The sequence below is a fragment of the Nitrospirillum iridis genome (assembly GCF_014205765.1).
GTDB lineage: Bacteria > Pseudomonadota > Alphaproteobacteria > Azospirillales > Azospirillaceae > Nitrospirillum > Nitrospirillum iridis.
On the sequence record NZ_JACIIZ010000016.1, the window covers coordinates 133,996 to 159,878 of the forward strand.

Here is a 25,883-nt window from a genome sequence, read left to right on the forward strand (position 1 = left end):
TGATCGCGTGGGCGCCACCGGGCTATTCCGGGCCGGTACCCAGTTTCGGGCGGCACCTGGTGTCGATCGGGGGGCTCAAAAAACCGGTGGCCGGGGGCCTGCCGCCGGGAGAATGGCAAAAGGAACCGACTGTGACGCAAAACAAGGTCATTGCCGCCGTCGTCGGCGTGGGCGCTTTGGCGCTGCTGGTCTGGGGCTTGTCCCATATGCAGGCCGAGCGCGCCGCGAACCCCGCGCAGAAGTCGGCCCCGGCAACAGCCGAGGCCCCCACCGGCCCCAGCGCCGTTCCCACCTTTGATGTCGTGCGCGTCAGCCCCGACGGCACTGTGGTCATCGCCGGCCGCGCCATGCCGGGCGCCGTCGTCACCGTCGCCGATGGCGACACGGTGCTGGGCACGGTCACGGCGGACAAGCATGGCGAATGGGTGCTGACCCCGACCCAGCCGTTGACGGCGGGCTCCCGCACCCTGTCCTTGAAGATGAAGATGGCCGACGGTACGGAAGTCGCGGCGGATGAGGCGGTGACCCTGGTGGTGCCCGACGCCAAGCGCGATGTCGCCGGCCGCAAGCAGAACGAGACGGGCGCCGCCCTGGCCGTCGTCACCCCCCGCCGGGGCGGCAGCCGCGTGCTGCAGGCGCCGGGCAAGGGCGACAAGTCGCTGACGGTCGCCATCGACACGGTGGACTACAACCGCGCCGGCGCCGTCACCGTGGGCGGCGACGCGCCGCCGAAGGCGGAGGTGCAGCTGTACGTGGACAACACCCTGGTGGGCCGCGCCACCGCCGACCTGGCGGGCCGCTGGTCCATCACCCCGGAACGCCTGCTCGATCCCGGCCGCTACACCCTGCGTGTCGATCAGGTGGGCACGGACGGCAAGGTGGCGGCCCGCGCCGAGGTGACCTTCGAACGCCAGCCCATCGCCGACAGTGACAGCCGCGCCGTGGTGGTGGTGCCGGGCAACAATCTGTGGACCCTGGCCCGCCACCTCTACGGCGAAGGAATCCAGTACACCACCATCTTCGAGGCCAACCAGGACCAGATCCGCGATGCCAACCTGATCTATCCCGGCCAGATCTTCATCCTGCCCACGACGGGTGGAGCCAGCCCAGCGAAAGCTCAGCCATGACACAGCCCGAATTGACCGGCGACGTGTTTGACGCCTACATGACGACCTACGGTGAGCTTGCGCCCGAATTCCTGAAACAGTATGTCCGTGATCACCGCAAGCGTTTCCTGGCAACCCTGCGGGCGCTGCCGCCCGCCGGCGGCCCTGGTGCCCGTGGGCTGGAGATCGGGACTTACGGCCTGTTTCCCGTGGCCATGCGCCAGATGCTTGGCTATGCCGATGCCGACGGTGTGGTCTACGAGACCAAAGGGGATGTGCCGCTCGTCGACCATCGCCGCTATCCCTTTGATGGCGAGGAGTATGCGTATCGTACTTTCGACCTGGATGCGGAGCGCACCCGTTTGCCGGTGGCCGATGAAAGTTATGATCTGGTGGTGCTGGCCGAAGTGCTGGAACACTTCGCGGCCGACCCGTATTTTTGCATCCGCGAGGTCAATCGCATCCTGAAGCCCGGCGGCAAGTTTCTGATCACCACGCCCAACGTTTGCAGCACGGAGCACATCTTCCGGATTCTGACGCACGACGTGCCGACGTGGTTTTATTTTTACCGCAAGGACCTGTCCAACGATCGCCACAACCTGGAATACAGCCCCAAGTTGCTGCGCCAACTCGTGGAGCATGGTGGCTTCACGGTCAATCGGTTATGGACGGAGGTGTTCTGGTCCGGCGACAGGCCGGAAATCGACCGTCTATTGGATGAGCGGGGCTATTCGCGGGACCTGCGAGGCGACGATATGTTCGTCCTGTGCGAGAAGTCCGGACCGGCGGGGCCATCGTTCCCGGATTTCCTTTATTTCTGATCTGCTTTTGGTGGCTTACAAATAGCTGCCGAAGACGCGCAGATAGGGTCGCGCCTCCTGGATGAACTGCACCGTCTCATACATCAGGTCGGTCAGGTTGACGTGGCCCGGCACCTCCTGCTGGCCCAGCACCAGGACCTTCTGCTGCTCATCGACGATGAAGCGGGCGGCGCGCAGGTTGGATGTCGCCCGCAGGATGGCCTGCAGCTTGGCGCGTTTTTCCGGCGCTTCGATGGTGTAAGGCATGAACCCCACCTCGGCCCAGATCTGGAACAGGGTGCTGTCCTCCTGCGGCGTGATGGACACGTGGAACATCAGGCCGTCCAGATAGAAATGGTGCCGGGAGGGGGAGCGCTGACGGTTCAGCTGGACCGTGCCATCCTCGCCGAACAGCAGGGCGTCCTTGCCCAGCGGCATTCCCGCCTGGGTGCTTTGCGCCAAGCCCGCAAGGTTCTGGACTGTGACGATCGCCTGTTCCATGAACGCCCTCTCAACCCACGCGGTCTGGCGGCGGGATGAACCACCTTGCAGTTCAACAGCCAAACCAATCGCCGTCATGCTTAACCTCTGGTGCCACCGGCCGTCCACACCAATCCCCCAAATGGGATGGCGCGCGCCCTATCGCCAAGGCGCGTCGTCTGGCGCGCTGGACGGGAGCATATCGGCAGAAGGACTAACAAGAAGTAACTGAGACGGTCCTGGTGGCCGATTTGGGAGGTGCTGAAGATGGGCGGGACGGATGCGGAGGTGCTGGTGGTGGGCGCGGGTCCCACGGGCCTGGTGCTGGCGGCCATGCTGGGGCGCGTCGGCGTCGCCGTCCGGGTGATCGACAAGGCGGCGGGCCGCTCGCGCAAATCCAAGGCGCTGGGCGTGCATGCCGGCACGCTTGAGGCCCTGTCGGACGTGTTCGGTGCCGGCCTGCCGGCCCGCATGGTGGCAACGGGCCAACCGGTGCGCACCGTCCGCTTCCATCTGGATGCCCGGCCGCCTATCGCGGTGGATCTGGGCGCGCTGCCCAGCCCCTATAACTTCGTCCTGGTGCTGCCGCAGGGGGAAACGGAGCGACTGCTGGCGGAACAGGCGGCGGCCCAGGGCGTGACCGTGGGCTGGCGGCAGGAACTGACCGGCCTGGCGCAGGACCGGGACGGTGTGCGCTGTGCCATCCGTCACCCGGACGGCACCCATGAGACGGTGCGTGCGGCCTATGTCGTCGGCTGCGACGGCGCCCATAGCGCCGTGCGCCATCAGGTGGGCGCGACCTTCGCCGGCGGCTCCTACCCCGGCACCTTCCTGCTGGCTGACGTGGTCCTGGACTGGGAGTTGGGCCGCGACTCCGTGCGCTTCTTCAGCACGGAGGCGGGGGCCATGGCCTTTTTCCCCCTGCGCGATCCGGACCGGCCGGGCCTGTGCCGCCTGGTGGTGATCCCCAAGGGTGACGTGCCGGCGGCCGATGCCGACATCGACCTGGTCGACTTCGCCGCCCTGGCCCGCACCGTCACCGGCCTGCCCCTGGTGCTGGGGGAGGCGACGTGGCTGACCCGCTTCACCATCCACCACCGCATGGTGGAACGGTTGCGCCATGGCCGGGTCTTCCTGGCGGGCGACGCCGCCCATATCCACAGCCCGGCCGGCGGCCAGGGCATGAACACCGGCATCCAGGACGCCTTGAACCTGGGGGCACGGCTGACCGAGGTGCTGCGCCGGGGCGGGAGCGACGATGTCCTGGATCGCTATGCCCAGGACCGGCTGCCGGTGGCGCGCCGGGTGTTGCGCGGCACGGACCTGATCTCGCGCGTGGGGCTGATGGCGGACGGCTGGTGGGGGCGACTGCTGCGCCGCCACCTCCTGCCCTGGGTGATCGGCAACCGCGCCCTGCAGCGACGCATCGCCCTGGGGCTGTCGCAACTGCCGGTCTCACGGCGGGAACGGCCGGTGCGGCTGGGGGCCATGCGCTAGCCGTGTTCGACGCCGCCAGCGATCTCCCGTGCCACGGCTTCACCCTTGGCGCGGCGGAAGTCCGCCAGGCGCTTGCCGGGCTCATCCCGGAAGGTGTCGTCCAGCACCGCCGATCGCCGCAGCCGATCCAGGCGGAAACAGCGGAAGTCCGCCTTGTCCTCACACCAGGCGATCAGCAACCAGACGGGTCCGAAGAAGCTGAGCGACAGGGGCCTCACCGTTCGGTCGCTCATCGTGCCGTTCAGGGTCTCATAGGTGATGCGCAGGTAGCGGCGCTGCTGCGCGGCCCGCTTCAGTTGCAGCAGGTCGATGGCCGGCGGCTGGCGGGTCACCCAGGGCGGTGCCCATAGGATCTCGCGCTGGGCGCTGTCGCGGGCGGCCTTGGGCAACACCGCGCGGATCTTGGTGAGCGCCATCTCCGCTTGTGCCGCCAGGGCGCCGTCGCTCCAGATGCTCAACACGCGGGCGCCGAACGCCAGGATCTCCGCTTCATCCTCCGTCAGTGTGAGGGGCGGCAGGAAATAGCCCTGGCCCAGGCTGAAGCCCACGCCGGCCTCCCCCCGAATGGGAACGCCGGCGGCCAGCAGCGCCTCGATATCGCGATAGACGGTGCGGGTGGAAACCTCCAGCGCCTCGGCCAGTATGGCGGCGGTCACCACCGGGCGGCCCCGCAGCAGGTCCAGCAGCATCAACACCCTCTCCGCCCGACGCGCCATCTTGCCACCATGCTGTCAACAGCCTGATCCTAGAATGCACGATAGCGGTGGCCCCCGGAAACATCCGGGGGTGTGGACCAAAGACAACCGGGAGGGCGCAGCCATGGCGTCGGTGGAAGACGCGGTCGCGACATTGGAACGAAACATCGAGGCGGCGTCGGGCCAGCCTGTCGCCGTCTGGGTGGAGCGCATCCGGGCGCGCGGTTTGGTCAAGCACGGGGAAATGGTGGCGTGGCTGAAGGCGGACCATGGGTTCGGCCATGGCTACGCCAATCATGTGGCCAAGTGCGCGCTCACCGCCGCCGTGCCCCGCTCGGCTGACGACCCGGTGGCGCACCTGTTCGAGGGCAAGCTGGAACTGCGTCCCCTCTATGACGCCTTGGTGGCCGCCGCCGCCCGTTTTGGGGCCGATGTCGAGGTCGCGCCGAAGAAAGCCAATGTCAGCCTGCGCCGACGCAAGCAGTTCGCCCTGATTCAACCCACGACGCGCACCCGCGTCGATCTGGGCCTGATCTTGAAGACGCAGGCGCCGGCCGGGCGGCTGGAAGCCTCGGGCAGCTTCAACGCCATGTTCACCCACCGGGTGAAGCTGTCCACGCCGGCCGATCTGGATGCCGAGGTGCTGGGCTGGCTACGGGAGGCGTATGATGAGGCGGTTTGACCGGCAACGGATTGGCGCGGCCCTGCTGGCGTTGGCGCTGACCGTCATGGCCGACAGGGCGTGCGCGGTGGAAGCCCTGGCGTCGCTGTCCTTCTTGACCGGGCACTGGGATGCGGAGCGGGGGCCGGTCACCGCCCCTAACCGGGGTGGCACCTCTGACATCGGGCCGGATCTGAACGGTGCCATCCTGGTGCGCCGGGACAGGACGCATATGCCCGATGGCGGCGACCTGGACATGATGATGACCGTCTATGTTGAGGACGGACGCCTGCGCGCCGATTTCTTCGATTCGGCGGGACATGTGATCCACTATCATGTGTCAGAGTTGACACCGGGCCGGCGCGTCCAGTTCGTCAATGACCCGGTGCCAGAGGCGCCGGGTTTCCGGCTGACCTATACGGAGGCGGACGCCGCCCACTTGTCGGTTCGATTTGAGATCGCCCCGCCGGGCCCGCGGCCGACCTTCGCGGTCTTTGCCGAGGGAACCTTGTCACGCCGCCCGTAATGGGGGCTGCGCCCGCATTCTTTTTCGTGCATGCCGGGTGCCCGCCTGTAGGGGCTATGTTCGGGGCGGGGGCGCCGGTATACAGGGCCTGAACAGTCCTTCAGCAGGATGGCAACCCGTGGTCAGACGCGTTTACACCCGCAAGGAAGTGGTGGGCCTGCTGGAGGCGCTCGAGCGCCAGTCGCGGGAATCGACCCAGCTCGCCAAGCAAGCGGAGGCTGCGGCCGCGCGCGACAGCTTCGAGGCCTACAACGCCTTCCGCAATAAGGTCGGGGAGTTCCGCGCCCTGTGCATCCTGGTGGAGGGCCGCCTGCGCAGCATGGAGGGTAACGTCGATGATATGCGCGAACGCTACGCCCAGCTGGACACCCTGATGCTGAGCCTGCTGGTGCGGGCCAGCATGCGCTTTTTCTTCGTGCTGTCGGCCAAGACGGTGCTGCCGCTGGGCGCCCGCGAAATCTTCGTGACCGAGCTGCGCAGCCTCTATGACGCCAGTGAGAAGCTGCGCAAGCCGGAATACGCCAACCGCCTGAACGAATCGATCCGCGGCGAGCTGGAGACGGCGGAGATGATCCTGGAAGAGATCATCGACAAGGCGCCGTCCATGCTGCAGTTCAGCTGAGGGCGCCGCCGGCCGCGCCCGTCGCGGCGGGCAGGCGCACCACGTCGCGATAGGCGTGCCAGCTGGCGTGCCCGATCAGGGGCAGCAGCGGGATCAGGCCGACGAACAGCGTGGCCATGCCCACCGCCACGGCGCCGGAGATCAGCCCCGCCCACAACAGCATGGCACCCGGGCTGGCGCGCACCGCCGTCACGCTGGTGGCGACGGCCATGAAGACACCGACGTCGCGGTCCAGCAGCATGGGCAAGGTGACCACGCTGATGGTGAATGTGGCCAGCGCCAACGCCGCCCCCAGCACCGTGCCCACCACCAGGAAGGGCAGGGCCGCCGGCGTCAGCAGGACGGCGGCCACCCCCTCCGGACCGGCGTGCGCCCCGCCCAGCAGCAGGGCGTAAAGCAGGGTTGCCAGCCGAACCCAGAACAGGTGCACCAGCAGCAGCACGATTCCAAAGGCGGCGATGGAGGGCAGGTTGCCCCGCCAGGCGACCAGGCAGGCATGGGCGTCGGGCGGTAGCCCCTGTTCCTGGCGGCGGGATGATTCGTAGAAGGTCACGGCCAGCAGGGGCGCCAGCAGCATGAAGCCGCCGGTGAGCGGCAGCAGCAACGCCAGCCAGCCGTTCAGGAGCGCCAGGGCCGTGGCCAGGAAGCCCACCCCCGCCAGCGCGAGGCCGTAGCCCAGGCTGATGGACGGCGTGGCCGCCAGATCGGCCGCCCCCCGTTGCAGCCATAGCCACGGCCGGTCGACCGGGACCCGCCGCACGGCGGGAGAGGGGGTGCTGAAAACCGGAACCAGGGATTCTTCCGTCGTCGCCGTCATGGTCGTCCTTCCGCCCAAAGCCGCCACAGGTTGCAAGCCAACCACCGTGTGAAGCGGTTATCAAGCGCCCTTGTCGCCGGGCCCTCCGCTTTCCGTCACTCACCCAACCATACGCCAAGCGGATGGATGGCGGCTTGACGCAGGTCAATGCGGTTGGGTGTGCCCGCTATCACAGTGCCAACACTGTAGGAGCATCGGCGCCGTCGCCCGACGGATAACGCCTGGGAAAGCTGCCGGGGAGGCCCCCGGGGGGGAACCCAGGCATCACCGATGCCCGCAATCGTTGTCTTGAGAGCCTTTAGGTCCGGGGTCGCACCCGGGCCGAGAGCCGCTTGAGCCCATATTCGGGGGGTGTCATGAGTGTAGCGGTTTCCGGGGGGGTGCCCATCACGGCGGCCCGACCCGCCAGCCGGGAAGCCTATGTGGAGGATGTGGTCCGCGCGTTCACCATCGCGACCATGTTCTGGGGCATCGCCGCCTTCACGGTTGGCGTCCTGATTGCCTTTCAGCTGGCGTTTCCCGCGCTGAACTTCGGTTTGGAATGGACCAGCTTCGGCCGCGTGCGGCCGCTGCATACGTCCGCGGCCATCTTCGCTTTCGGCGGCAACGCGCTGCTGGGCACCTCCTTCTTCGTGGTCCAGCGCACCTGCCGCGCCCCGCTGTTCGGTGGCGCGCTGCCGGCGTGGTTCATCTTCTGGGGGTATCAGCTGTTCATCGTCATGGCCGGCACCGGCTATCTGATGGGCATCACCCAGGGCAAGGAATACGCCGAGCCGGAATGGTATGTGGATCTGTGGCTGACCATCGTCTGGGTCGCGTACCTGCTGGTGTTCGCCGGCACGCTGATCAAGCGGCGTGAGCCCCACATCTACGTGGCCAACTGGTTCTACCTGGCCTTCATCATCACCATCGCCATGCTGCACATCGTCAACAACCTGGCGGTGCCTGTCAGCTTCACCGGCACGAAGAGCTACGGCGCCTTCGCCGGCGTGCAGGACGCGATGATCCAGTGGTGGTACGGCCACAACGCGGTGGGCTTCTTCCTGACCGCGGGCTTCCTGGGCATGATGTACTACTTCATCCCCAAGGCGGCGGGCCGGCCGGTCTATTCCTACCGGCTGTCCATCATCCACTTCTGGGCGCTGATCTTCCTCTACATCTGGGCCGGCCCCCATCACCTGCACTACACGGCGCTGCCGGACTGGACGCAGACCCTGGGTATGGTGTTCTCCATCATGCTGTGGATGCCCTCGTGGGGCGGCATGATCAACGGCATCATGACCCTGTCGGGCGCCTGGGACAAACTGCGCACCGACCCGTCGCTGCGCTTCACCGTCACCGCCGTCGCCTTCTACGGCATGAGCACCTTCGAAGGCCCGGTCATGTCGATCAAGCCGGTGAACGCGCTCAGCCACTACACCGACTGGACCATCGGCCACGTGCACTCCGGTGCCTTGGGCTGGGTCGCCTTCGTCACCTTCGGCGCCGTCTACTACCTGGTGCCGGTGCTGTGGAAGCGTAAGGGGCTGTGGAGCCAGGCGCTGGTCGAGTGGCACTTCTGGACCGCCACCCTGGGCATCGTCCTCTACATCACCTCGATGTGGGTGTCGGGCATCATGCAGGGCCTGATGTGGCGCGCCTACGACGACATGGGCTTCCTGCAGTACTCGTTCGTCGAGACGGTGGCCGCCATGCACCCCTACTACATCATTCGCGGCACGGGCGGCATCCTGTTCCTGACCGGCGCCATCATCATGGCCTACAACCTGATCCGCACGGTCAAGAGTGGCCAGCCCCTGGCGGAAGACCGGCCCGCGGGCCTGGTCGCGGCCGAGTGAGCGGAGGGACGACAGATGAAATTCTCTCACGCCATCGTCGAAAAGAACGTCGTCATCCTGGCGCTCTTGACCTTGATCACCGTGTCCATCGGCGGCCTGGTGCAGATCGTGCCGCTGTTCTCCATCGAAACCACCATTGAGCGGGTGGGCGGCGTCCGCCCCTACACCCCGCTGGAGCAGATGGGCCGCAACATCTACATCCGCGAGGGCTGCTACGTCTGCCATAGCCAGCAGATCCGCACCTTCCGGGATGAGGTGGAGCGGTATGGCCCCTACAGCCTGGCGGCCGAAAGCATGTACGACCATCCCTTCCAGTGGGGGTCCAAGCGCATCGGTCCGGATTTGGCCCGCGTCGGCGGCAAGTATTCCAACGACTGGCAGGTGGCCCATCTGAAGGACCCCCGCGCCGTGGTGCCGGAATCGATCATGCCGACCTACGCCTTCCTGGCCAGCCGGCCGCTGTCGGTGCCCAACATCCAGGATCACCTGAAGACCCTGCGCACCGTCGGCGTCCCCTACACCGACGACATGATCGCCAACGCTGCGGCCGACCTGAAGGCCCAGGCCAACCCGGATGCCGATACCAGCGGCCTGCTGAAGCGGTATCCGAAGGCGGTGGTGAGCAAGTTCAACACCGAAAGTGCGGAACTGACGGAGATGGACGCCCTGGTGGCCTACCTGCAGATGCTGGGCACGCTGGTCGAGTTCAGCAAGCTGCAGCCCGAAGACCTGCATCAGTGAGGCGGCCATGCAAGAACTCCACGCCCTGATCTCCCAGGTATGGCTGTTGTGGTTCGTGGCCTTGTTCAGCGGAATCGCGATTTGGGCCTACTGGCCCTCCCGTCGGCGCCGCCTGGACGCCTGCGCCCGGATCCCGCTGTTGGATGACGCGGAACCCTTGCCCCTCGGGGCAAGGCACGCGCCGAAGAAGAAAGGCTGAGGTCTCCCCATCATGTCGACTAACATCGAGAAAGACGCCCACACGGGCCGGGAGACCACCGGCCATGAGTGGGATGGCATCAAGGAACTGAACACGCCGCTGCCCAAATGGTGGCTGTACACCTTCTATGCCTGCATCGCCTTCGCCCTGGGCTACACCGTCCTCTACCCCGCCTGGCCGTCCCTGCATTCCCACACCAAGGGCGTGCTGGGCTGGACCCAGCGCGACACGGTGAAGTCGGCCCTGGACGCGCGGGAGCAGACGCTGGCCCCCGTCAAGGCCAAGCTGTTGGCCACGCCCATCGGCGACGTCGAAAAGGATCCGGAACTGCGCAGCTATGTGCAGGCCGCCGGCCATATCGCCTTCGCCGAGAACTGCGCCGCGTGCCATGGCGCCGGTGGGGCCGGGGGCAAGGGCTTCCCCAACCTGGCCGACGACGACTGGCTGTGGGGCGGCACGCCGGAGCAGATCCTGCAAACCGTCACCTACGGCGTCCGCAACGCCAATGAGAACTCCCGCGTGTCGGACATGCCGCGCTTCGGCGCCGATGGCCTGCTGACCAAGGAGCAGATCAACGACGTGGCGGAATACGTGCTGAGCCTGTCGGGCACCGGCACGGACAAGGCCGCCGCCGGGCGTGGCACGGCGATCTTCGCCGACAACTGCGCCGCCTGCCATGGCGAGAAGGGCGAGGGCAATCCCGACGTGGGCGCCCCCCGCCTGAACGACGCCATCTGGCTCTATGGCGGGGACAAGGCCACGGTTGTCCAGACCATCACGTACGCCCGGCGTGGCAGCATGCCGGCGTGGAGCGAGCGCCTGGATCCGGCCACGGTGAAACTGCTGGCTGCCTACGTGCACAGCCTGGGTGGGGGTAAATAGGACCTTCCCCCTGTTCGCCCAAGGACCCATCCAGGTCTTGCACGAAGGAACCCCCGCCGAGGCCTCATCCGGCGGGGGTTTTCTTTTGTCTCGATCCAGGATTTCGCCCATTGGCAAGCGGTTGTTTTCACGCCCGTGACTTGCTGTCGCGGGGTGTTGGGCCCCTGCGGACACTTGATCTAGCGCAAGGCGGTGGGGTCGGACGGGGCATAGGGTCCGTCCATATCCGCGTTGGTGGCCCAACCATTAGGGCTGATCCGCGTAGCGTTTTTAGGATGGTCCCCATGGATACCAATCCCCAGGACGGCGGCGTGCTGGAACGTCCGGCCGAAGATCGTAAGGCCGCCGTTCGCGACGGCCGGCCGCAATCGATCAAGACCAGCCGCGACAGCCAGCAGGGCGGGCTATATGCGGAGCACTTCAAGGTCTATCCGAAGGCGATCTCCGGGCCCTTCCGCACCATCAAGTGGGTCGTGCTGGCCCTGTGCCTGGCCGTCTACTACACCGTGCCTTGGCTACGCTGGGACCGCGGACCCGGGGCGCCCAACCAGGCGGTGCTGATCGATCTGGCGGCGCCGCGCGCCTACTTCCTCGGCATCGAGATCTGGCCGCAGGAGGTCTACTACATCACCGGGCTGCTGGTGCTGGGCGCGGTGGGGCTTTTCCTGGTGACCTCGCTGGCTGGCCGCGTTTGGTGCGGTTACGCCTGCCCGCAGACGGTGTGGACCGACCTCTTCATGGCGGTGGAGCGCTGGATCGAGGGTGACCGCGGCGCCCGCATCCGCCTGGATCGGCAGCCGTTGACCCAGGAGAAGGTGCTGCGCAAGACGGCCAAGCATGCCGCCTGGCTGGCGATCGCGCTGGCCACCGGCGGCGCCTGGGTCCTGTACTTCGACGATGCGCCCACGGCGTTCAAGGCGCTGGTGACCGGCCACGCCACCACGCGCGAGTACTTCTTCGTCGGTCTGTTCACCGCCACCACCTACATCCTGGCCGGCTGGGCGCGTGAGCAGGTCTGCACCTATATGTGCCCGTGGCCGCGTTTCCAGAGCGCCATGCTGGACGTCCACTCCTTGGTCGTCACCTATGAGGCTTGGCGGGGCGAGCGGCGGGGCCCGCACAAGGCCGGCACCAGCTGGGAAGGCCGGGGCGACTGCATCGACTGCGGCCAGTGCATCGCCGTCTGTCCCACCGGCATCGACATCCGCGACGGCCAGCAGCTGGAATGCATTGGCTGCGGCCTGTGCATCGACAGCTGCAACGACATCATGGCCAAGGTGGGGCGTCCCCCCAACCTCATCCGCTTCGACACCCTGGCCAACCAGGAGGCCAAGTCCACCGGATCGGATCACCGCTACCGCCTGCTGCGCCCCCGCGTCGTGATCTACGCCCTGGTGCTGGTGGCCGTCGCCGGGGTCATGTTGACGGCGCTGGAGACGCGTTCCACCATGGCGATCAGTGTGCTGCGCGACCGGGCGCCGCTATTCGTCACCCTGTCGGACGGCAGCGTGCGCAACGGCTACACGGTCAAGGTGATCAACAAGCGGCGGGGCGAGGGGGCCTATGATCTGGCCATCCTGGGCCAGCCCGGCGCCACCCTGGCGGTGCAGGATGTGGGCGAGGCCCATGGCACGGATGGCGTTGCCCTGCCGGTGCATGGCGACGCCGTGGCGACCTTCCGCGTCTTCATCAGCCTGCCGCGGACGGCCCTGGTGCGGGACGGTGGTCCCAAGGCCTCCATCCCCCTGGTGTTCAGCCTGACGGAGGAGGGGGCGGCCCCCGCCCACACCACCTTCTACGAGGGCGTGTTCATGGGCCCCGGCGCCAAGCCCTGATTTGAAAAAGAGGACCGTCATGACCGTCATCGAATTGCCCGGCCGTGCCCGCCCCAAGGTCAAGCGCTCCCTGATCCCCTGGATCTTCGTGGGCGGCATGGCCGTGGTGATCGTGGTGAACGGCATCCTGATCTACTTCGCCCTGCACAGCTGGACCGGCATCGTCACCGCCAAGCCCTATGAGCGCGGCATCGAGTACAACAAGGTGCTGCAAGCCCAGGCCCAACAGGACGCCCTGGGCTGGGCCTTCGACGCCGATATCGAGCCGGTGGCCGGCCACGACAGCGTGCTGACGGTGCGCGTCGCCGATCGCGATGGCGCGCCTCTGGACGGCATGACCCTGACGGGCCGCCTGGTGCGCCCCATCGACGTCATGCCGGACGTGCCGCTGCTCTTCACCCCGGTGGGCAACGGGCGCTACACCGCCACGGTCACCCTGCCCAAGCATGGGCAATGGGACCTGAAGCTGAAGGCGGAGACGGGGGCCGATTGGTACCACCTGACCCGCCGCCTGTTCGTGAAGTAGGGCGGGAACGGCGGCCATGCCCCTGGACTTCCCCAACACGCCCTGCCGGCATTGCGGCCAGCCCTTGATCGGGGCGGCGACGGAGCGGGGCGCCTTCTGCTGCCAGGGCTGCGCTGGAGCCTACACCCTGATCCATGATCTGGGATTGGACGCCTACTATGACCGTCGCCCGGCCGACGCGGCGGCACCGGCGGCGGCGACCGATGCCGGCGACGGCGCCGACCCGCTGCTGGGCCTGCCGGAGGCCGTGACGGTGGCGCCGGACGGCAGCTGCCTGTTGCGTCTCAGTGTCGACGGACTGCATTGCGGCGCCTGCCTGTGGCTGATCGAGGCGGCGCTGACCCGCAACCATCCGGAGGTGCAGGCCGCCCGCGCCAACCTGACCACCCGCAGCCTGACCCTGCGTTGGACGGGCACGCCCGCCCAGGCGGTGGACTATGCCCGGCTGGTGACGCGCCTGGGTTATCGCGTGGCGCCCTTCGGCGCTGGCGGCACGGCGGCTGGGGCCGACCCGGCGGCGGCGCACGAGCGTATGCTGCTGCGCCGCATGGCGCTGGCGGGTTTCGCCGCCGCCAATGTCATGCTGCTGTCGGTGTCCGTCTGGTCGGGGGCCGGCGCCATGGGCGATGCCACCCGCACGATGCTGCATTGGGTATCGGCCCTGATCGCCCTGCCCACGGTGGCGATCGCCGGACAGCCCTTTTTCCGCTCCGCGCTGGCGGCCCTGAGGGCCGGGCGCACCAATATGGACGTGCCCATTTCCGTGGGCGTGCTGCTGGCCACCGGCATGAGCCTGGTGATGACCGTGAACCATGGCGAGCACGCCTATTTCGACGGCGCGGTCATGCTGCTGTTCTTCCTGCTGGTGGGCCGTTACCTGGACAGCCGTGCCCGGGGCCGGGCGCGCTCGGCCGCCGCCCACCTGCTGGCGTTGAACCAGGCGCCGGTCACGGTGCTGGGGGAGGACGGCCGCGCCCTCGTGCTGCCGCCCGCCCGCGTGCCCCTGGGCGCCACCGTGCTGGTCGCGGCGGGGGAACGCATCGGCGTGGACGGCACCGTGGCGGACGGCGTGTCCGACCTGGATTCCAGCCTGGTGACGGGCGAGACGCTGCCCGTGGCCGTGGCGCCGGGCGCCCAAGTCTTCGCCGGCATGATCAACCGCACCGCGCCTTTGCGCCTGACGGCCACGGCCAGCGGCGAGGGCACGCTGCTGGCGGAGATGGTGCGCCTGCTGGAGGCGGCGGAACAGGGGCGGGCCCGTCACGTCCTGCTGGCGGACCGCATCGCCCGCGCCTACACGCCGGTCGTGCACCTGACGGCGCTGGTCACCTTTCTGGCCTGGGTGTTCTTGGGGGCAGCCCCCTGGTACCAGGCGCTGCTGATCGCGGTGTCCGTCCTGATCATCACCTGCCCCTGCGCCCTGGCGCTGGCCGTGCCGGCGGTGCAGGTGACGGCCAGCGGCCGGCTGATGCGCCAGGGCATCCTGTTGAAATCCGCCACGGCACTGGAACGGCTGGCGCCGGTCGACACCGTGGTGTTCGACAAGACCGGCACGCTGACCCTAGGGCGGCCGGACCTGCTGCATGATGCCACCTTGCCGGTGGCGGAGTTGGAACTGGCCGCCAGCCTGGCCCGCGCCTCGCGCCATCCGCTGTCGCGGGCGCTGGCGCGCGCCGCCGGTCCCGGCCTGGTTGCCGAGGGCGTGGTGGAGGTGCCGGGCGGTGGCCTGCGGTGGCTGGGCCCTCAGGGCTTCGTGCGCCTGGGCTCCCGCACCTTCTGCGGCGTGTCCGATGAGGCCGGTGGCGAGGCCGGGCCGGAGTTGTGGTTGACCCGTTGCGGCCAGCCGCCGCGCCGCTTCCTGTTCGCGGACCGTCCCCGCCGGGACGCCGCCGCCGTGGTGGCCGCCCTCAAGGCCCGGGGCTATCGGGTGGAACTGCTGTCGGGCGATAGGGCCGTCACCGCCCAGGCCCTGGCGGCGGAGGTTGGCATCGACACCGTGCGGGCCGACGCCCGGCCGGCCGACAAGTGCGCCCACCTGGCGGCGCTGCGGGCGCGGGGCCGGCGCGTGCTGATGGTGGGGGACGGGCTGAATGACGCCGCGGCGCTGGCCGCCGCCGACGTTTCGCTCAGCCCCGCCAGCGCCGTGGACGTGACCCAGACCGCGGCCGACGTGGTCTTCCAGGGGGATGGCCTGGGGGCGGTGGCGGAGACGCTGGCCGTGGCCCGGCGGGCGCGCACCCTGGTGCGTCAGAACCTGGGCTTCACCCTGCTGTACAATCTGTGCGCCGTGCCGGTGGCCATGGCCGGCTTCGCCACGCCCTTCGTGGCGGCGGCGGCCATGTCGGGGTCGTCGTTGGTGGTCATGGCCAATGCGCTCCGCCTCGGCGGTGGAAAATCGAACGATGGAGGCCCGCGATGAACAGCCTGCTTTTCCTCATTCCCGCCGCCCTGCTGCTGGGCGGCCTGGGCCTCGGCGCCTTCCTCTGGGCGGTGCGCGACGGCCAGTTCGAAGACCTCGAAGGATCCGCCACCCGCATCCTGTACGAGGACGATGATCCGCTGCCCCGGCGGCCTCTGTGACCCTTGATCCTGATGGAGTGACTATAATGAGCGTGTCCAATACCCTGCCGGCCATCCTGGTGCATGGCGCCGGCATCGTCGTGGCCGTGCTGGGCCTGTTCTTCGCCGCCGGGTCGACCAACCTGCCAGGATATATCGACGGCCTTTTGTTCGTGGCCTTCGGCGTGCTGATCAATTTTTTCACCATCGCCCGCACGGTTGGCGGGCACGGGGATTCCCTGGCTGATGAGGTGCCGGCGGCGGAGTAAGGGCTGGATAGGGCGGGGGCGGCGAATTATCCTCCGCCCCCATGATTCTTGCCCCCATGATCCTTCCCGACGTTCTGCCCCCCGGCCTTGACCTCGTCTTCTGCGGCACGGCGCCCAGCCGTGCCTCCATGCGGGCCGGCGCCTATTATGCGAAGCCCGGCAACGCCTTCTGGCCCAGCCTGCATGCCGCCGGGCTGACGCCGACGCGGCTGCATCCACAGGATTTCGCCACCTTGCCATCGTTGGGCTTGGGCCTGACGGACCTGAACAAGACGGAATTCGGCAACGATGTCGACCTCGACCCGGCCGCGTATGACGTGGCGGGCTTTGTTGACAAGATGCGCCGGTGCCGCCCGGGTGGTATCGCCTTCACCAGCAAGAATGCCGCGGCCGTCTTCCTGGCCGGGCATTTCGGGCTGGCCGGCAGCCCGGTCTATGGCCGGCAGGTCCGGGATTTCGAGGGCGCCGCCCTGTTCGTGTTGCCGTCGCCCTCCGGCCAGGCGCGGCGCTTTTTCACCCTGGAACCCTGGCGGGAAGCGGCGGCCTTCGTGGCGGCGCGTCGGGCGACGACCCGTTGACGCCCGCGTTCGTGGGGAGCGGTGACGGCCAGATGACCCGGCTATAAGTCTTCAAAACTTGCAACGCTGCGTTTCCGAACGGTGTGCCGCCCGTAACGTCCAGTTAATACGTCTTGTGGTAGCATGGCCCACCATGTCCAGGTGGCCATGTTCGGCTGGTGATCGGCATTGATCTTCCCGGGGGGATCAGAGGCCGGGTATTGTCCGTATTCCGCCGCCGTCGCCAGCCGTGTGGCCGTCATGAATACGCTGACACTTTTTATCGTCAACATATTGGTTCACCTGGTCGCGGGACTTTGCCTGGCCTTGGTCGGCCGGTCATTGCGACCGGCTCCGGCGATATGGTTATGGGCCGCGTCCAACCTCCTCTACGCCTTTGGCATGGCGACGTTGATTTCGCCGTATCCCGCGCGGCCGTCGCCCTTCTACAGCCTCGTCGGCAACCTGATGTTGGACTGGGGCACGATGATCGCCTTCGTCGGGGTCCATCGTTTTCTGAATGCCCCGCGCCCGGCACTCTGGCTTCTGCTTCCCGCCGCCGTCCTGTCCTGTGCCAAGATCGGCACGTTCGCCGGCTTTGGCCTCCATATGCCGATCAACGTCGTGCTCGGCTGCTCCCTCCGCGCCCTGCTGGCCGGGGGGTGCGCTTGGCTGCTGGTTCGGCATTCCGAACCGGAGCTGCGTATCGCCGCATGGCCCTCGGCGGGATTTTACCTGGCCTGGGGGGCGGTCCTGCTGACGCGGGTCGGCTGGGAGGTCCTGCGCATCCTGCCGTCGAGCCCCATGGTGGTGGGCGATCTGCGCGATCCCACCACGAACGCCGGCCTGTTGCTTCGGGTATGCATCACCTTCACCCTGACTATCGGCTATCTGTGGATGGTTGGACGCCGGTTGCAGGCCCGGCTGACCCGTTTGGCGGAAAGCGATCCGTTGACGGGGATCGCCAACCGCCGGGTGCTGTGGGAGAAGGGGGAACGCCTGGTCGCCCGCGCGCAGTACCAGGGGGGCGCCTTGGCCGTGCTGCTGGTCGATATCGACCATTTCAAGGCTGTCAACGACCGGTGGGGGCACGGGGTGGGCGACCGGCTGATCGTCCAGGTGGCGGGCACCCTCGCGGCAACAATCCGCGCCTCCGATATCGTCGGCAGGATCGGTGGTGAGGAATTCGCCATCCTGTTGCCCGACGCAGATGCGGCGACCGCCCTGGCGGTGGCGGAGCGTATCCGCCAGGCGGTGGCGGAATCGGCGGTCGGGGGGCCGTTGGGTCCCATAGGCTGCACCATCAGCATTGGATGCGCCGAATGGGTGGACGGCGTCGGCTGGAACACCTTGGTCAATGCCGCCGACCAGGCGCTCTATCGCGCCAAGGCGGCGGGGCGCGACCGCGTCGAGTCCTTCGTGCTGGGCGACGAGGCGGAATGTCGGATGGGCGCGGCCCCGGTTCCCATGGCAAGGGCGGCTGTCCGGTCCGCCTGAGGGACCGCGCCCGCCGGTACCTGAATCGCCTCCCGCTCCAAGGCCGGGTCATGGTAACGTCACTTGGCGTCCCATGGGCGGGATTGGCGACTACAGGGCCGAGAGCATGAGCAACCAGGACGATATCGACGCGATGTTCGGCGGTGGCGGCTCGACCACGTCCACCACCACCGAGTTGTCGGCGATTTACGACACGGTGGTGGAGGTTTCCGTGGTGCTCGGCACGTCCACCATCCGCGTGCGTGACCTGCTGAAGCTGGGCCGCGGCGCCATCGTGGAACTGGACCGCAAGATCGACGACCTATCCGACATCATCGTTTCCGGCCGCACCGTGGGCCGGGGCGAGGTGACGATCGTCGAGGACAAGATCGCCGTCACCTTCCGCGAGTTCACCCGGGTGAACGGCTAGCCGAATTTAACCCCAGCACGGAATCAGATGCCAGGCGCATGATGGCGGACAGCAACACGGACACGGGCGCGGAGGGCTGGGCGCTCTGCCCGGTGACGCCCGGCTTCATCGCCCATATCGGCCCCTTTTGGGAGGGCCGCCCCACCCGGGGTGGCGGTGAGGGCGGCTGGGTCCGCGCCTTTGTCGCGGACGAGCGCCATCTGGCGGGCAACGGCCAGATCCACACCTCCGTTCTCGCGGCCTTCGCCGAGTTCGTCTGCCTGCGCGCCGTCGGCGATGAAGGCGTGCCGGAGGGGGACGCGGTTCTGTTGAACTTGGCGCTGAACCACCTCGGCAGCTGTTCGCGCGGTACCCTGGTTCAGGGCGAGGCCCGGCTTATCCGCCGCAACTGGTCGCAACTGGTGACCGAGGTGCGGGTCCAGGACGGCGACCGCCCCCTGGTCGCGGGCACGGCCCTATGGAACCTGGCCGGCGGATGACACCACCAGCCCAGGCTTCGGCGCGGGCTTCCCTGGACGGTCGTCATGACGACTTGGCGGCCACCCAGGCATTCGTCTGATCCGAGGTGAACACACCCAGCTGGTCGCCGGTGAACGCGTTGGCTTGGTCCGAGGTCATTGCCTCGATCTGGTCCGTGCTCAGGCCAGGGATCTGGTTGGTGGTGAACATCGGGATCTGGCTGACGCTGAATTCGCCGATATCGGCGGTGGTCAACGCGCTGATCTGCTGTGTGGTCAGCGCCCCGATCTGCACGCTGGACAGCAGCGCCACCTGGGTGCCGCTCAACGCCGACAAGTTGTCGGTGCTGAGGCCCGCGATCTGGGCGCTGGACAGCGATGCCACCTGCGCCGGCGTCAGGTCGCGCATGGTGTCGGTCGCCAGCGCGTCCAGCTGATCGGTGGTCAGGGCCTTGACCTGGGTGACCGACAGGCCCGCGACCTGGGATGTGGTCAGCGCCGCCACCTGATTGGTGAGCAGCGCTTGGACTTGGGCGGTGCTGAACACCGTCAACTGGGCCGCCGTCAGGGCCGAAACATCGATGGTGCTCAGGGCTGAAATCTGGTCGGTGGTCAGCACGCCCACCTGGGTGGCGGTGAACTCGCGCACGTCGGCGGTGGTCAGCGCGTTCAACTGGCTGGTGCCGATGGCGCGGATCTGGGCCGTGGTCAGGCTGGCGACCTGCGGGCCACTCAACGCCGACAGGTTGTCGGAACTCAGCCCGGATATTTGCGCCGTGGTCAGCGCCGCCACCTGGCTGGCTGAGAGGCCGCGCGTCTGTGACGTGCTGAGCGCGTTCAGCTGATCCGTGCCGAGGGACTGGATTTGCGTCGCCGACAAGTTGCCCAGCTGTGTGTTGCTCAGCGCCGTCAGGACCGTGGTGCTGAGGCCCGTCAACTGTGACGTGACCAGCGATTGCAGTTGCGTCGCCGTCAGGGCGCGGGCGTCGGCCGTGGACAGGGCGTTCAGCTGGTCGGTGGTCAGGGCCTTGACCTGCGCCGCTGACAGCCCGGCCACCTGGCTTGTCGTCAGGGCGCCCACCTGGTTGGTTCCCAGGACGACCACCTGGGTGGTGGTCAGACCCGCGACCTGATTGGTGGTCAGTGCCGCCAGGTGGGTCGTGTCCAGGCTGGTCAGCTGGTCGGTCGTGAGGCTGGCCACCTGGGTGGCGGTGAACTGTGTCACATCCGTCGTGCTCAGGGCGTTGAGCTGGGTGGACGCCAGCGCCTGGACCTGGGTGGTGGTCAACGCCGCCACCTGCGTGGCGCTCAGGGCCGACAGGTTGTCCGTGCTCAGGCCCGACAGCTGGGTGGTGGTCAAGGCCGCGACCTGGGCCGTGGTCAGGGCTTGGGCGTCGGCGGTGGACAGGGCGTTCAGCTGGTTGGTGCCCAGCACCTGGACCTGTGCCGCGGACAGGCTGGCCACCTGCGCCGTGGTCAGCGCCGTCAGGAAATCGGTGTCCAGGCCGCTCACCTGGTCGGTCGTCAGCCCGGACAGCTGGGCGGCGGTCAGGGCGCGGGCGTCGGTGGTCGACAGGGTGTTCAGCTGATCGGTGTCCAGGACGCGCAACTGCGTCGTGGTCAGGCTGGCCACCTGGGCGGTGGTCAGGTTGGACAGCAGGGTGGTGCCCAGGCCGGAAATCTGGCTGGTGGTCAGTGCCGCGACTTGGGTGGCGGTCAGGCGCTGCACCGTGTCGCTCGACAGCGCATCCAATTGGTCGGTGGTCAGGGCCTTGACCTGGGTGGCCGTCAGGCTGGTCACCTGGGTGGTCGTCAGGGTGGCCACCTGGCTGGTCCCCAAGGTCGACACCTGGGCGGTGGTCAGGCCCGCGACCTGATTGGTGCTCAGCGCCGCCAGGTGGGTCGTGTCCAGGCTGGTCAGCTGGTCGGTCGTGAGGCTGGCCACCTGGGTGGCGGTGAATTCCGTCACGTCCGCCGTGGTCAGGGCGTTCAGCTGGCTGGAGGCCAGCGCCTGGACCTGGTTGGTGGTCAGGCTGGCCACCTGCGTGGCGCTCAGGGCCGACAGGTTGTCCGTGTTCAGGCCGGACAGCTGGGTGGTGGTCAGGGCCGCGACCTGGGCCGTGGTCAGGGCGCGGGCATCGGCGGTGGACAGGGCGTTCAGCTGGCCGGTGCCCAGCACCTTGACCTGCGCCGCCGACAGGCCGGCCACCTGCGCCGTGGTCAGCGCCGTCAGGAAATCGGTGTCCAGGCCTCTCACCTGGTCGGTCGTCAGCCCGGACAGCTGGGCGGCGGTCAGGGCGCGGGCGTCGGTTGTCGACAGGGTGTTCAGCTGATTGGTGTCCAGGGCGCGCAACTGCGTCGTGGTCAGGCTGGTCACCTGGGCGGTGGTCAGGTTGGACAGCAGGGTGGTGCCCAGGCCGGAAATCTGGCTGGTGGTCAGTGCTGCGACTTGGGCGGCGGTCAGGCGCTGCACCGTGTCGCTTGACAGCGAACCCAGCTGGTCGGTGGTCAGGGCCTTGACCTGGGTGGCCGTCAGGCTGGTCACCTGGCTGGTCGTCAGGGTGGCGACCTGGCTGGTTCCCAGCGTCGACACCTGGGCGGTGGTCAGGCCTGACACCTGACTGGTGCTCAGCGCTGTCAGCTGGTCCGTCCCCAGGGTCGACAGCTGGTCCGTCGTCAGGCTGGCCACTTGGGTGGCGGTGAATTCCGTCACGTCCGCCGTGGTCAGGGTGTTCAACTGCTGGGTGGTCAGCGCGCGCACCTGGGTGCTGGTCAGGGTGGCCACCTGGGTGGCGCTCAACGCCGACAGGGCATTGGTGCCCAGGACGGAGATCTGGTCGGTGGTCAGCGCCGCCACCTGGGCCGTGGTCAGGGCCCGGGCGTCCGCCGTTGACAGCGTGCCCAGCTGCGCGGAACTGAGCGCCTTGATCTGTGCCGCCGACAGGCTGGTCACCTGGGCGGTGCTCAGCGCGGTCAGGAAGGTGGAACTGAGCTGGGCGACCTGGCTGGTGGAGAGCGCCGCCAACTGGGTGGCGGTCAGGGCGCGTGCGTCCTCGGTCGACAGGGCGTTCAACTGGTCGGTGCCGAGGGTACGGACCTGGGCGGTGGTCAGGCTGGCGACCTGGGTGGTGGTCAGGGCCGACAGGGCGCTGGAACTCAGGCCGGTGATCTGGTCGGTCGTCAGGCTGGACACCTGCGTCGCCGTCAGGCGCTGCACGGTGCCGGTCGCCAGGGCGTCCAGCTGGCTGGTGCTGAGCGCCTTGATCTGCGCCGCCGTCAGGCTGACCACCTGGGCGGTGGTCAGGGTGGAGACCTGGTCGGTGCTGAGCGCGCCCACCTGGCCGCTGGTCAGACCACCCAGCTGCGTGGTGCTCAGCGCCGTCAAATGGTTGCTGTCCAGGGCGTTCAGCTGGCCCGATGTCAGGTTGGCCACCTGGCCGGCGGTGAATTCGCGGATGTCGGATGTTGTCAGCGCGTTCAGCTGGGCGGTGGTCAGCGCCTGGATTTGGCTGCTGGCCAGGCTGGCCACCTGTGCGCTGCTCAGGGCCGACAACTGGTCGCTGCCCAGCGTCGCGATCTGGTCCGTCGCCAGACTGGCCACCTGGGTGGCGGTGAATTCACGGATGTCGGACGTCGTCAGCGCGTTCAGCTGATCGGTGGTCAGCGCCTTGACCTGGGCGGCGGAGAGGTTGGCCACCTGGGTGCCACTCAGGGCCGACAAGGCGCCGGTGTTCAGGCTGGCCACCTGGTTGGTGGTCAAGGCCGCCACCTGGGCGGCGGTCAGCGCCTGGGCGTCCGCCGTGGGCAGGGCGCCCAACTGGTCGGAGGTGAGCGCCCGCACCTGGACGGTGGTCAGGCTGGCCACCTGATTGGTGCTGAGCGCTGACAGGGTGGCGGTTTCCAGGCTGGACACCTGCGCGGTGGTGAGCGCCGCGACTTGGCTGGCGGCGAATTCGCGCAGGTCCGCCGTGGCCAGGGCGTTCAGCTGGGTGGTGGTGAGCGCCTGGACCTGGGCGTTCGCCAGCGAGGTCACCTGGGCGCTGTTGAGTGCCGACAGGGCGTCGCTGCTGAGCGTGGCGACCTGGGCGGTGGTCAGGCTGGCGACCTGGGCGGTGGTCAGCGCCCGCACGGTGGCGGTCGGCAGGACGTTCAGCTGGTCGGAGGTCAATACCTTGACCTGGGCGGCGGACAGGCTGGCCGCCTGGGCGGTGGTCAGCGAGAAGATTTGCGCCGTGGTCAGCGTGGACACCTGGCTGGTGCTCAGGCCGGTCAGCTGGGACACGGTCAGCGCCGTCACCTGGTTGGTGGCCAGTGCCGTCAGCTGGTCCGTGGTCAGCGCGCCGACCTGGGCTGCGCTGAACTCACGCACGTCGGCGGTGGTCAGCGCCGTCACCTGATCGGTGGTCAGGGCCTTGACCTGGGTGGCGGACAGATTGGCCACCTGGGTGGCGCTCAGGGCGGACAGGGCGCCGGTGTTCAGGCTGGCCACCTGATTGGTGCTCAAGGCCGCCACCTGGGCGGCGGTCAGCGCCTGGGCGTCCGCTGTCGGCAGGGCGCCCAACTGGTCGGAGGTGAGCGCCCGCACCTGGGTGGTGGTCAGGCTGGCCACCTGATTGGTGCTGAGCGCTGACAGGGTGGCGGTTTCCAGGCCGGCCACCTGATTGGTGCCCAGCACTGCGATCTGGCTGGCGGCGAATTCGCGCAGATCCGCTGTGGCCAGGGCGTTCAGCTGGGTGGTGGTGAGCGCCTGGACCTGCGCGTTCGTCAGCTTGGTGACCTGGGCGCTGCTGAGCGCGGACAGGGCGTCGCTGCCGAGGGTGGAGACCTGGGCGGTGGTCAGCGCGGTGACCTGGGCGCTGTTCAGCACCCGCACGCTGGCGGTTGGCAGGGCGTCCAGCTGATCGGAGGTGAGTGCCCGCACCTGGGTGGTGGTGAGGGCCGATAGCTGGGCGGTGTTCAAGGCCGCCAGATTGCCCGTGCCCAGCGTCGCCAGCTGGGCCGTGGTGAGGTTGCTCACCTGGGTGGCGGTGAATTCGCGGATGTCGGCCGTGGTCAGCGCGTTCAACTGATCGGTGGTCAGCGCCTTGACCTGGGCCGCCGACAGGCTGGCCACCTGCGCGCTGTTCAGGGCCGACAGCTTGTCCGTGCCCATGCCCGCGATCTGCGCGGTGGTCAGCTGGGATACTTGCGCCGTCGACAGGCGCTGGATGGCGGACGCGCCCAGGGCGTTGAACTGGTCGGAACTGAAGCCTTTGATCTGGATGGTGGACAGGCTGGCGACCTGGGCCGTCGTCAGGTTGGACACCTGGTCGGTGGTGAGCGAGGACAGCTGCGTGCTGGTAAGGCCCGTCAGCTGGGCGGTCGTCAGGGCCGACAGGTTTCCGGTGTCCAGCGTGGACAGCTGGGACGTGGACAGGGCGGTGAGCTGGCCGGCGGCGAATTCGCGGATGTCGGCGGTGGTCAGCGCGTTCAACTGGTCGGTGGACAGCGCCCGGACCTGCGCGGTGGACAGCTTGGTCACCTGCGCGCTGCCCAGCGCCGACAGGTTGTCGGACGTGAGCCCCGCGACCTGCGCGGTGGTGAGTGCGGCGACCTGGGCGGTGGTCAGGCGCTGCACCGTCGCCGTCGACAGGGCCGCCAACTGGTCGGTGTCCAGGGCCTTGACCTGGGTGACGGACAGGCTGGCCACCTGGGCTGTGCCCAGGCCCGCGACCTGGTCGGTGGTCAGCGTGGACACCTGGCCGGTGCCGAGGCTGGCCAACTGGGCGGTGGTCAGCGCCGCCAGGTTGCCGGTGCTGAGGGCGGACAACTGGTCGGTGCGCAGCGCGCCGATCTGGCTGGTGGTGAATTCGCGAATGTCGGCTGTCGACAGGGCGTTCAACTGGTCGGAGCCCAGGGACTTGACCTGGGCCGCCGACAGGTTCGCCACCTGGGTGCCGCTCAGCGCCGACAGGACGTCGCTGTTGAGGCTTGAGACCTGGGTGGTCGTCAACGCCGCCAGCTGGGTCGCCGACAGGGCGCGCGCGTCCGCCGTGGTCAGGGCGCCCAACTGGTCCGAACTCAAGCTGCGGACCTGGGCCGTCGTCAAGGCGGCCACCTGGGCCGTGCCCAGCGCCGATACGGCGCCCGTCGCCAGGCCGCTGACCTGGGCCGTCGTCAGGCTGGCCACCTGGGCGTTGGTGAACTCGCGGATGTCGGTGGTGGTCAGCGCGTTCAGCTGGTCGGTGGTCAGCGCCTTGACCTGCACGGTCGACAGGCTGGCCACCTGGGCGCTGCTCAATGCCGACAGGTTGTCGGAAGCCAGGCCCGCGATCTGTGCTGTCGACAGGCCGCTCACCTGCGCCGTGGTCAGCGCCCGGATGTCGGCGGTGGACAACGTCGCCAGCTGGTCGGTGGTCAGGGCCCCGATCTGCGCCTTGGTGAATTCCTGGATATCGGCGGTGCCCAGGGCCGCCAGCTGGTCTGTGGTCAGCGCCTGGATCTGGCTGGAGGACAGCAGCGAGATCTGCGTCGACTTCAGGCTCTTGAAGTCGTCGGTGCCCAAGGCCGCGATGTCGCTGTCGCTGAACACCTGCAGCTGAGTCGCGCTGAACACCATCTGGCTGAGCTGGAAGGCCGCCACCTGGGTGGTCGTCAGTGACTTGATCTGGGCGGTCGTAAGGGCCGCGACATCCTGCGTGCTCAGCCGCTGGATGTTCGCCGTCGAAATCGACGCGATCTGCGACGGGGTCAGAAGACCAATCCGCGAAACCATACTCACCTCCGACCGCATCTCTTTGAGATGCTTCGTTCTCGGCGCAAAAAAACACCCCTTCTGGGTGTCGCCACTGCCCCCGTGGCGATGAAATCATCCCCGCCTTGCGTCCCCCTATTGGGTGCGCGGGCAAGGCATCCAGACAAACAACATCC

Annotated in this window: 23 protein-coding genes; 19 read left to right on the forward strand and 4 right to left on the reverse strand. The window is 68.1% G+C overall.

All coding sequences use genetic code 11. The features are described from left to right. The first annotated feature begins 131 nt into the window (after positions 1-131). A complete protein-coding gene (locus tag FHS74_RS24280) occupies positions 132-1,127 on the forward strand; it encodes an Ig-like domain-containing protein (protein WP_184806534.1) in 996 nt (331 codons plus the stop codon). Next, positions 1,124-1,927, forward strand: coding sequence for a class I SAM-dependent methyltransferase (locus FHS74_RS24285; RefSeq protein ID WP_184806536.1), 804 nt, complete (start codon positions 1,124-1,126; stop codon positions 1,925-1,927). Before FHS74_RS24280 ends, FHS74_RS24285 begins: the two co-directional genes overlap by 4 nt. Before the next feature lie 15 nt (positions 1,928-1,942). Here FHS74_RS24285 and FHS74_RS24290 read toward each other — a convergent pair whose 3' ends face one another. Then, positions 1,943-2,407 carry a hypothetical protein gene (locus FHS74_RS24290; protein ID WP_184806538.1) on the reverse strand — a complete coding sequence of 155 codons (465 nt, stop codon included), beginning with the start codon at positions 2,405-2,407 and terminating at the stop codon, positions 1,943-1,945. Between the two features lie 246 nt (positions 2,408-2,653). On the opposite strand from FHS74_RS24290, the gene FHS74_RS24295 reads away from it, so the two are divergent. Beyond that, complete coding sequence (locus FHS74_RS24295) at positions 2,654-3,883, forward strand: FAD-dependent monooxygenase (RefSeq protein WP_184806540.1); 1,230 nt, start codon at positions 2,654-2,656, stop codon at positions 3,881-3,883. Here the strand turns inward: FHS74_RS24295 and FHS74_RS24300 are convergent. Continuing rightward, complete coding sequence (locus FHS74_RS24300; protein ID WP_184806542.1) at positions 3,880-4,599, reverse strand: helix-turn-helix transcriptional regulator; 720 nt, start codon at positions 4,597-4,599, stop codon at positions 3,880-3,882. The genes FHS74_RS24295 and FHS74_RS24300 overlap by 4 nt on opposite strands. A gap of 103 nt (positions 4,600-4,702) precedes the next feature. On the opposite strand from FHS74_RS24300, the gene FHS74_RS24305 reads away from it, so the two are divergent. From FHS74_RS24305 to FHS74_RS24315, 3 genes are all read left to right on the forward strand, one after another. Continuing rightward, on the forward strand, positions 4,703-5,260 hold the full coding sequence (locus tag FHS74_RS24305; RefSeq protein ID WP_184806544.1) for a DUF5655 domain-containing protein: 558 nt from the start codon (positions 4,703-4,705) through the stop codon (positions 5,258-5,260). Continuing rightward, entirely contained in the window at positions 5,244-5,765 is a 522-nt protein-coding gene (locus FHS74_RS24310; RefSeq protein ID WP_211106523.1) for a hypothetical protein, read from the forward strand. The genes FHS74_RS24305 and FHS74_RS24310 overlap by 17 nt, the downstream gene beginning before the upstream one ends. Before the next feature lie 118 nt (positions 5,766-5,883). Beyond that, positions 5,884-6,387, forward strand: a complete 504-nt coding sequence (locus FHS74_RS24315; protein ID WP_184806548.1) for a hypothetical protein — start codon at positions 5,884-5,886, stop codon at positions 6,385-6,387. Here the strand turns inward: FHS74_RS24315 and FHS74_RS24320 are convergent. Then, the gene (locus FHS74_RS24320; RefSeq protein ID WP_184806550.1) at positions 6,380-7,204 is read right to left on the reverse strand and encodes a DUF2189 domain-containing protein; all 825 of its coding nucleotides are present in this window, start codon (positions 7,202-7,204) and stop codon (positions 6,380-6,382) included. The genes FHS74_RS24315 and FHS74_RS24320 overlap by 8 nt on opposite strands. Positions 7,205-7,560: 356 nt before the next feature. Between FHS74_RS24320 and ccoN the strand changes: the two genes are divergently transcribed. From ccoN to FHS74_RS24385, 13 genes are all read left to right on the forward strand, one after another. After that, positions 7,561-9,042 (forward strand): cytochrome-c oxidase, cbb3-type subunit I, encoded by a 1,482-nt coding sequence (gene ccoN / locus FHS74_RS24325; RefSeq protein ID WP_184806552.1) that lies wholly within the window; start codon positions 7,561-7,563, stop codon positions 9,040-9,042. Between the two features lie 15 nt (positions 9,043-9,057). Beyond that, a complete protein-coding gene (gene ccoO, locus FHS74_RS24330; protein ID WP_184806554.1) occupies positions 9,058-9,783 on the forward strand; it encodes a cytochrome-c oxidase, cbb3-type subunit II in 726 nt (241 codons plus the stop codon). Positions 9,784-9,790: 7 nt separating this feature from the next. Further along, positions 9,791-9,982, forward strand: a complete 192-nt coding sequence (locus FHS74_RS31350; RefSeq protein ID WP_184806556.1) for a cbb3-type cytochrome oxidase subunit 3 — start codon at positions 9,791-9,793, stop codon at positions 9,980-9,982. 12 nt (positions 9,983-9,994) lie between these two features. Beyond that, a complete protein-coding gene (ccoP, locus tag FHS74_RS24340; protein WP_184806558.1) occupies positions 9,995-10,864 on the forward strand; it encodes a cytochrome-c oxidase, cbb3-type subunit III in 870 nt (289 codons plus the stop codon). Between the two features lie 284 nt (positions 10,865-11,148). After that, the gene (gene ccoG, locus FHS74_RS24345; RefSeq protein ID WP_184806560.1) at positions 11,149-12,699 is read left to right on the forward strand and encodes a cytochrome c oxidase accessory protein CcoG; all 1,551 of its coding nucleotides are present in this window, start codon (positions 11,149-11,151) and stop codon (positions 12,697-12,699) included. 19 nt (positions 12,700-12,718) lie between these two features. Further along, on the forward strand, positions 12,719-13,225 hold the full coding sequence (locus FHS74_RS24350; RefSeq protein ID WP_184806562.1) for a FixH family protein: 507 nt from the start codon (positions 12,719-12,721) through the stop codon (positions 13,223-13,225). Positions 13,226-13,241: 16 nt separating this feature from the next. Then, complete coding sequence (locus tag FHS74_RS24355) at positions 13,242-15,644, forward strand: heavy metal translocating P-type ATPase (RefSeq protein ID WP_184806564.1); 2,403 nt, start codon at positions 13,242-13,244, stop codon at positions 15,642-15,644. Then, on the forward strand, positions 15,641-15,805 hold the full coding sequence (gene ccoS / locus FHS74_RS24360; RefSeq protein WP_184806566.1) for a cbb3-type cytochrome oxidase assembly protein CcoS: 165 nt from the start codon (positions 15,641-15,643) through the stop codon (positions 15,803-15,805). Before FHS74_RS24355 ends, ccoS begins: the two co-directional genes overlap by 4 nt. A gap of 26 nt (positions 15,806-15,831) precedes the next feature. Further along, positions 15,832-16,053, forward strand: coding sequence for a hypothetical protein (locus FHS74_RS24365; RefSeq protein WP_184806568.1), 222 nt, complete (start codon positions 15,832-15,834; stop codon positions 16,051-16,053). Positions 16,054-16,109: 56 nt separating this feature from the next. Next, positions 16,110-16,631, forward strand: a complete 522-nt coding sequence (locus FHS74_RS24370; protein ID WP_184806570.1) for a mismatch-specific DNA-glycosylase — start codon at positions 16,110-16,112, stop codon at positions 16,629-16,631. 381 nt (positions 16,632-17,012) lie between these two features. Next, complete coding sequence (locus FHS74_RS24375; protein ID WP_184806572.1) at positions 17,013-18,107, forward strand: GGDEF domain-containing protein; 1,095 nt, start codon at positions 17,013-17,015, stop codon at positions 18,105-18,107. A gap of 106 nt (positions 18,108-18,213) precedes the next feature. Continuing rightward, the gene (gene fliN, locus FHS74_RS24380; protein WP_246463334.1) at positions 18,214-18,516 is read left to right on the forward strand and encodes a flagellar motor switch protein FliN; all 303 of its coding nucleotides are present in this window, start codon (positions 18,214-18,216) and stop codon (positions 18,514-18,516) included. A 38-nt stretch (positions 18,517-18,554) separates the two neighbouring features. Then, a complete protein-coding gene (locus FHS74_RS24385; protein WP_184806574.1) occupies positions 18,555-18,995 on the forward strand; it encodes a PaaI family thioesterase in 441 nt (146 codons plus the stop codon). Between the two features lie 43 nt (positions 18,996-19,038). On the opposite strand, the gene FHS74_RS24390 is transcribed toward FHS74_RS24385, so the two are convergent. Beyond that, positions 19,039-25,728 (reverse strand): hypothetical protein, encoded by a 6,690-nt coding sequence (locus FHS74_RS24390; protein WP_184806576.1) that lies wholly within the window; start codon positions 25,726-25,728, stop codon positions 19,039-19,041. Between the last annotated feature and the right edge of the window lie 155 nt (positions 25,729-25,883).

Bases quoted from the DNA above. Each gene is read 5' to 3' on its own strand.
- FHS74_RS24385 (WP_184806574.1), top strand. From the start codon at position 18,555: ATGATGGCGGACAGCAACACGGACACGGGCGCGGAGGGCTGGGCGCTC.
- FHS74_RS24375 (WP_184806572.1), top strand. From the start codon at position 17,013: ATGGCGACGTTGATTTCGCCGTATCCCGCGCGGCCGTCGCCCTTCTAC.
- fliN (WP_246463334.1), top strand. From the start codon at position 18,214: ATGAGCAACCAGGACGATATCGACGCGATGTTCGGCGGTGGCGGCTCG.
- FHS74_RS24320 (WP_184806550.1), bottom strand. From the start codon at position 7,204: ATGACGGCGACGACGGAAGAATCCCTGGTTCCGGTTTTCAGCACCCCC.
- FHS74_RS24310 (WP_211106523.1), top strand. From the start codon at position 5,244: ATGATGAGGCGGTTTGACCGGCAACGGATTGGCGCGGCCCTGCTGGCG.
- ccoP (WP_184806558.1), top strand. From the start codon at position 9,995: ATGTCGACTAACATCGAGAAAGACGCCCACACGGGCCGGGAGACCACC.
- FHS74_RS24370 (WP_184806570.1), top strand. From the start codon at position 16,110: ATGATCCTTCCCGACGTTCTGCCCCCCGGCCTTGACCTCGTCTTCTGC.
- FHS74_RS24300 (WP_184806542.1), bottom strand. From the start codon at position 4,599: ATGGCGCGTCGGGCGGAGAGGGTGTTGATGCTGCTGGACCTGCTGCGG.
- FHS74_RS31350 (WP_184806556.1), top strand. From the start codon at position 9,791: ATGCAAGAACTCCACGCCCTGATCTCCCAGGTATGGCTGTTGTGGTTC.
- FHS74_RS24295 (WP_184806540.1), top strand. From the start codon at position 2,654: ATGGGCGGGACGGATGCGGAGGTGCTGGTGGTGGGCGCGGGTCCCACG.
- FHS74_RS24290 (WP_184806538.1), bottom strand. From the start codon at position 2,407: ATGGAACAGGCGATCGTCACAGTCCAGAACCTTGCGGGCTTGGCGCAA.
- FHS74_RS24355 (WP_184806564.1), top strand. From the start codon at position 13,242: ATGCCCCTGGACTTCCCCAACACGCCCTGCCGGCATTGCGGCCAGCCC.
- ccoG (WP_184806560.1), top strand. From the start codon at position 11,149: ATGGATACCAATCCCCAGGACGGCGGCGTGCTGGAACGTCCGGCCGAA.
- FHS74_RS24285 (WP_184806536.1), top strand. From the start codon at position 1,124: ATGACACAGCCCGAATTGACCGGCGACGTGTTTGACGCCTACATGACG.
- ccoN (WP_184806552.1), top strand. From the start codon at position 7,561: ATGAGTGTAGCGGTTTCCGGGGGGGTGCCCATCACGGCGGCCCGACCC.
- FHS74_RS24390 (WP_184806576.1), bottom strand. From the start codon at position 25,728: ATGGTTTCGCGGATTGGTCTTCTGACCCCGTCGCAGATCGCGTCGATT.
- FHS74_RS24365 (WP_184806568.1), top strand. From the start codon at position 15,832: ATGAGCGTGTCCAATACCCTGCCGGCCATCCTGGTGCATGGCGCCGGC.
- ccoO (WP_184806554.1), top strand. From the start codon at position 9,058: ATGAAATTCTCTCACGCCATCGTCGAAAAGAACGTCGTCATCCTGGCG.
- FHS74_RS24305 (WP_184806544.1), top strand. From the start codon at position 4,703: ATGGCGTCGGTGGAAGACGCGGTCGCGACATTGGAACGAAACATCGAG.
- FHS74_RS24350 (WP_184806562.1), top strand. From the start codon at position 12,719: ATGACCGTCATCGAATTGCCCGGCCGTGCCCGCCCCAAGGTCAAGCGC.
- ccoS (WP_184806566.1), top strand. From the start codon at position 15,641: ATGAACAGCCTGCTTTTCCTCATTCCCGCCGCCCTGCTGCTGGGCGGC.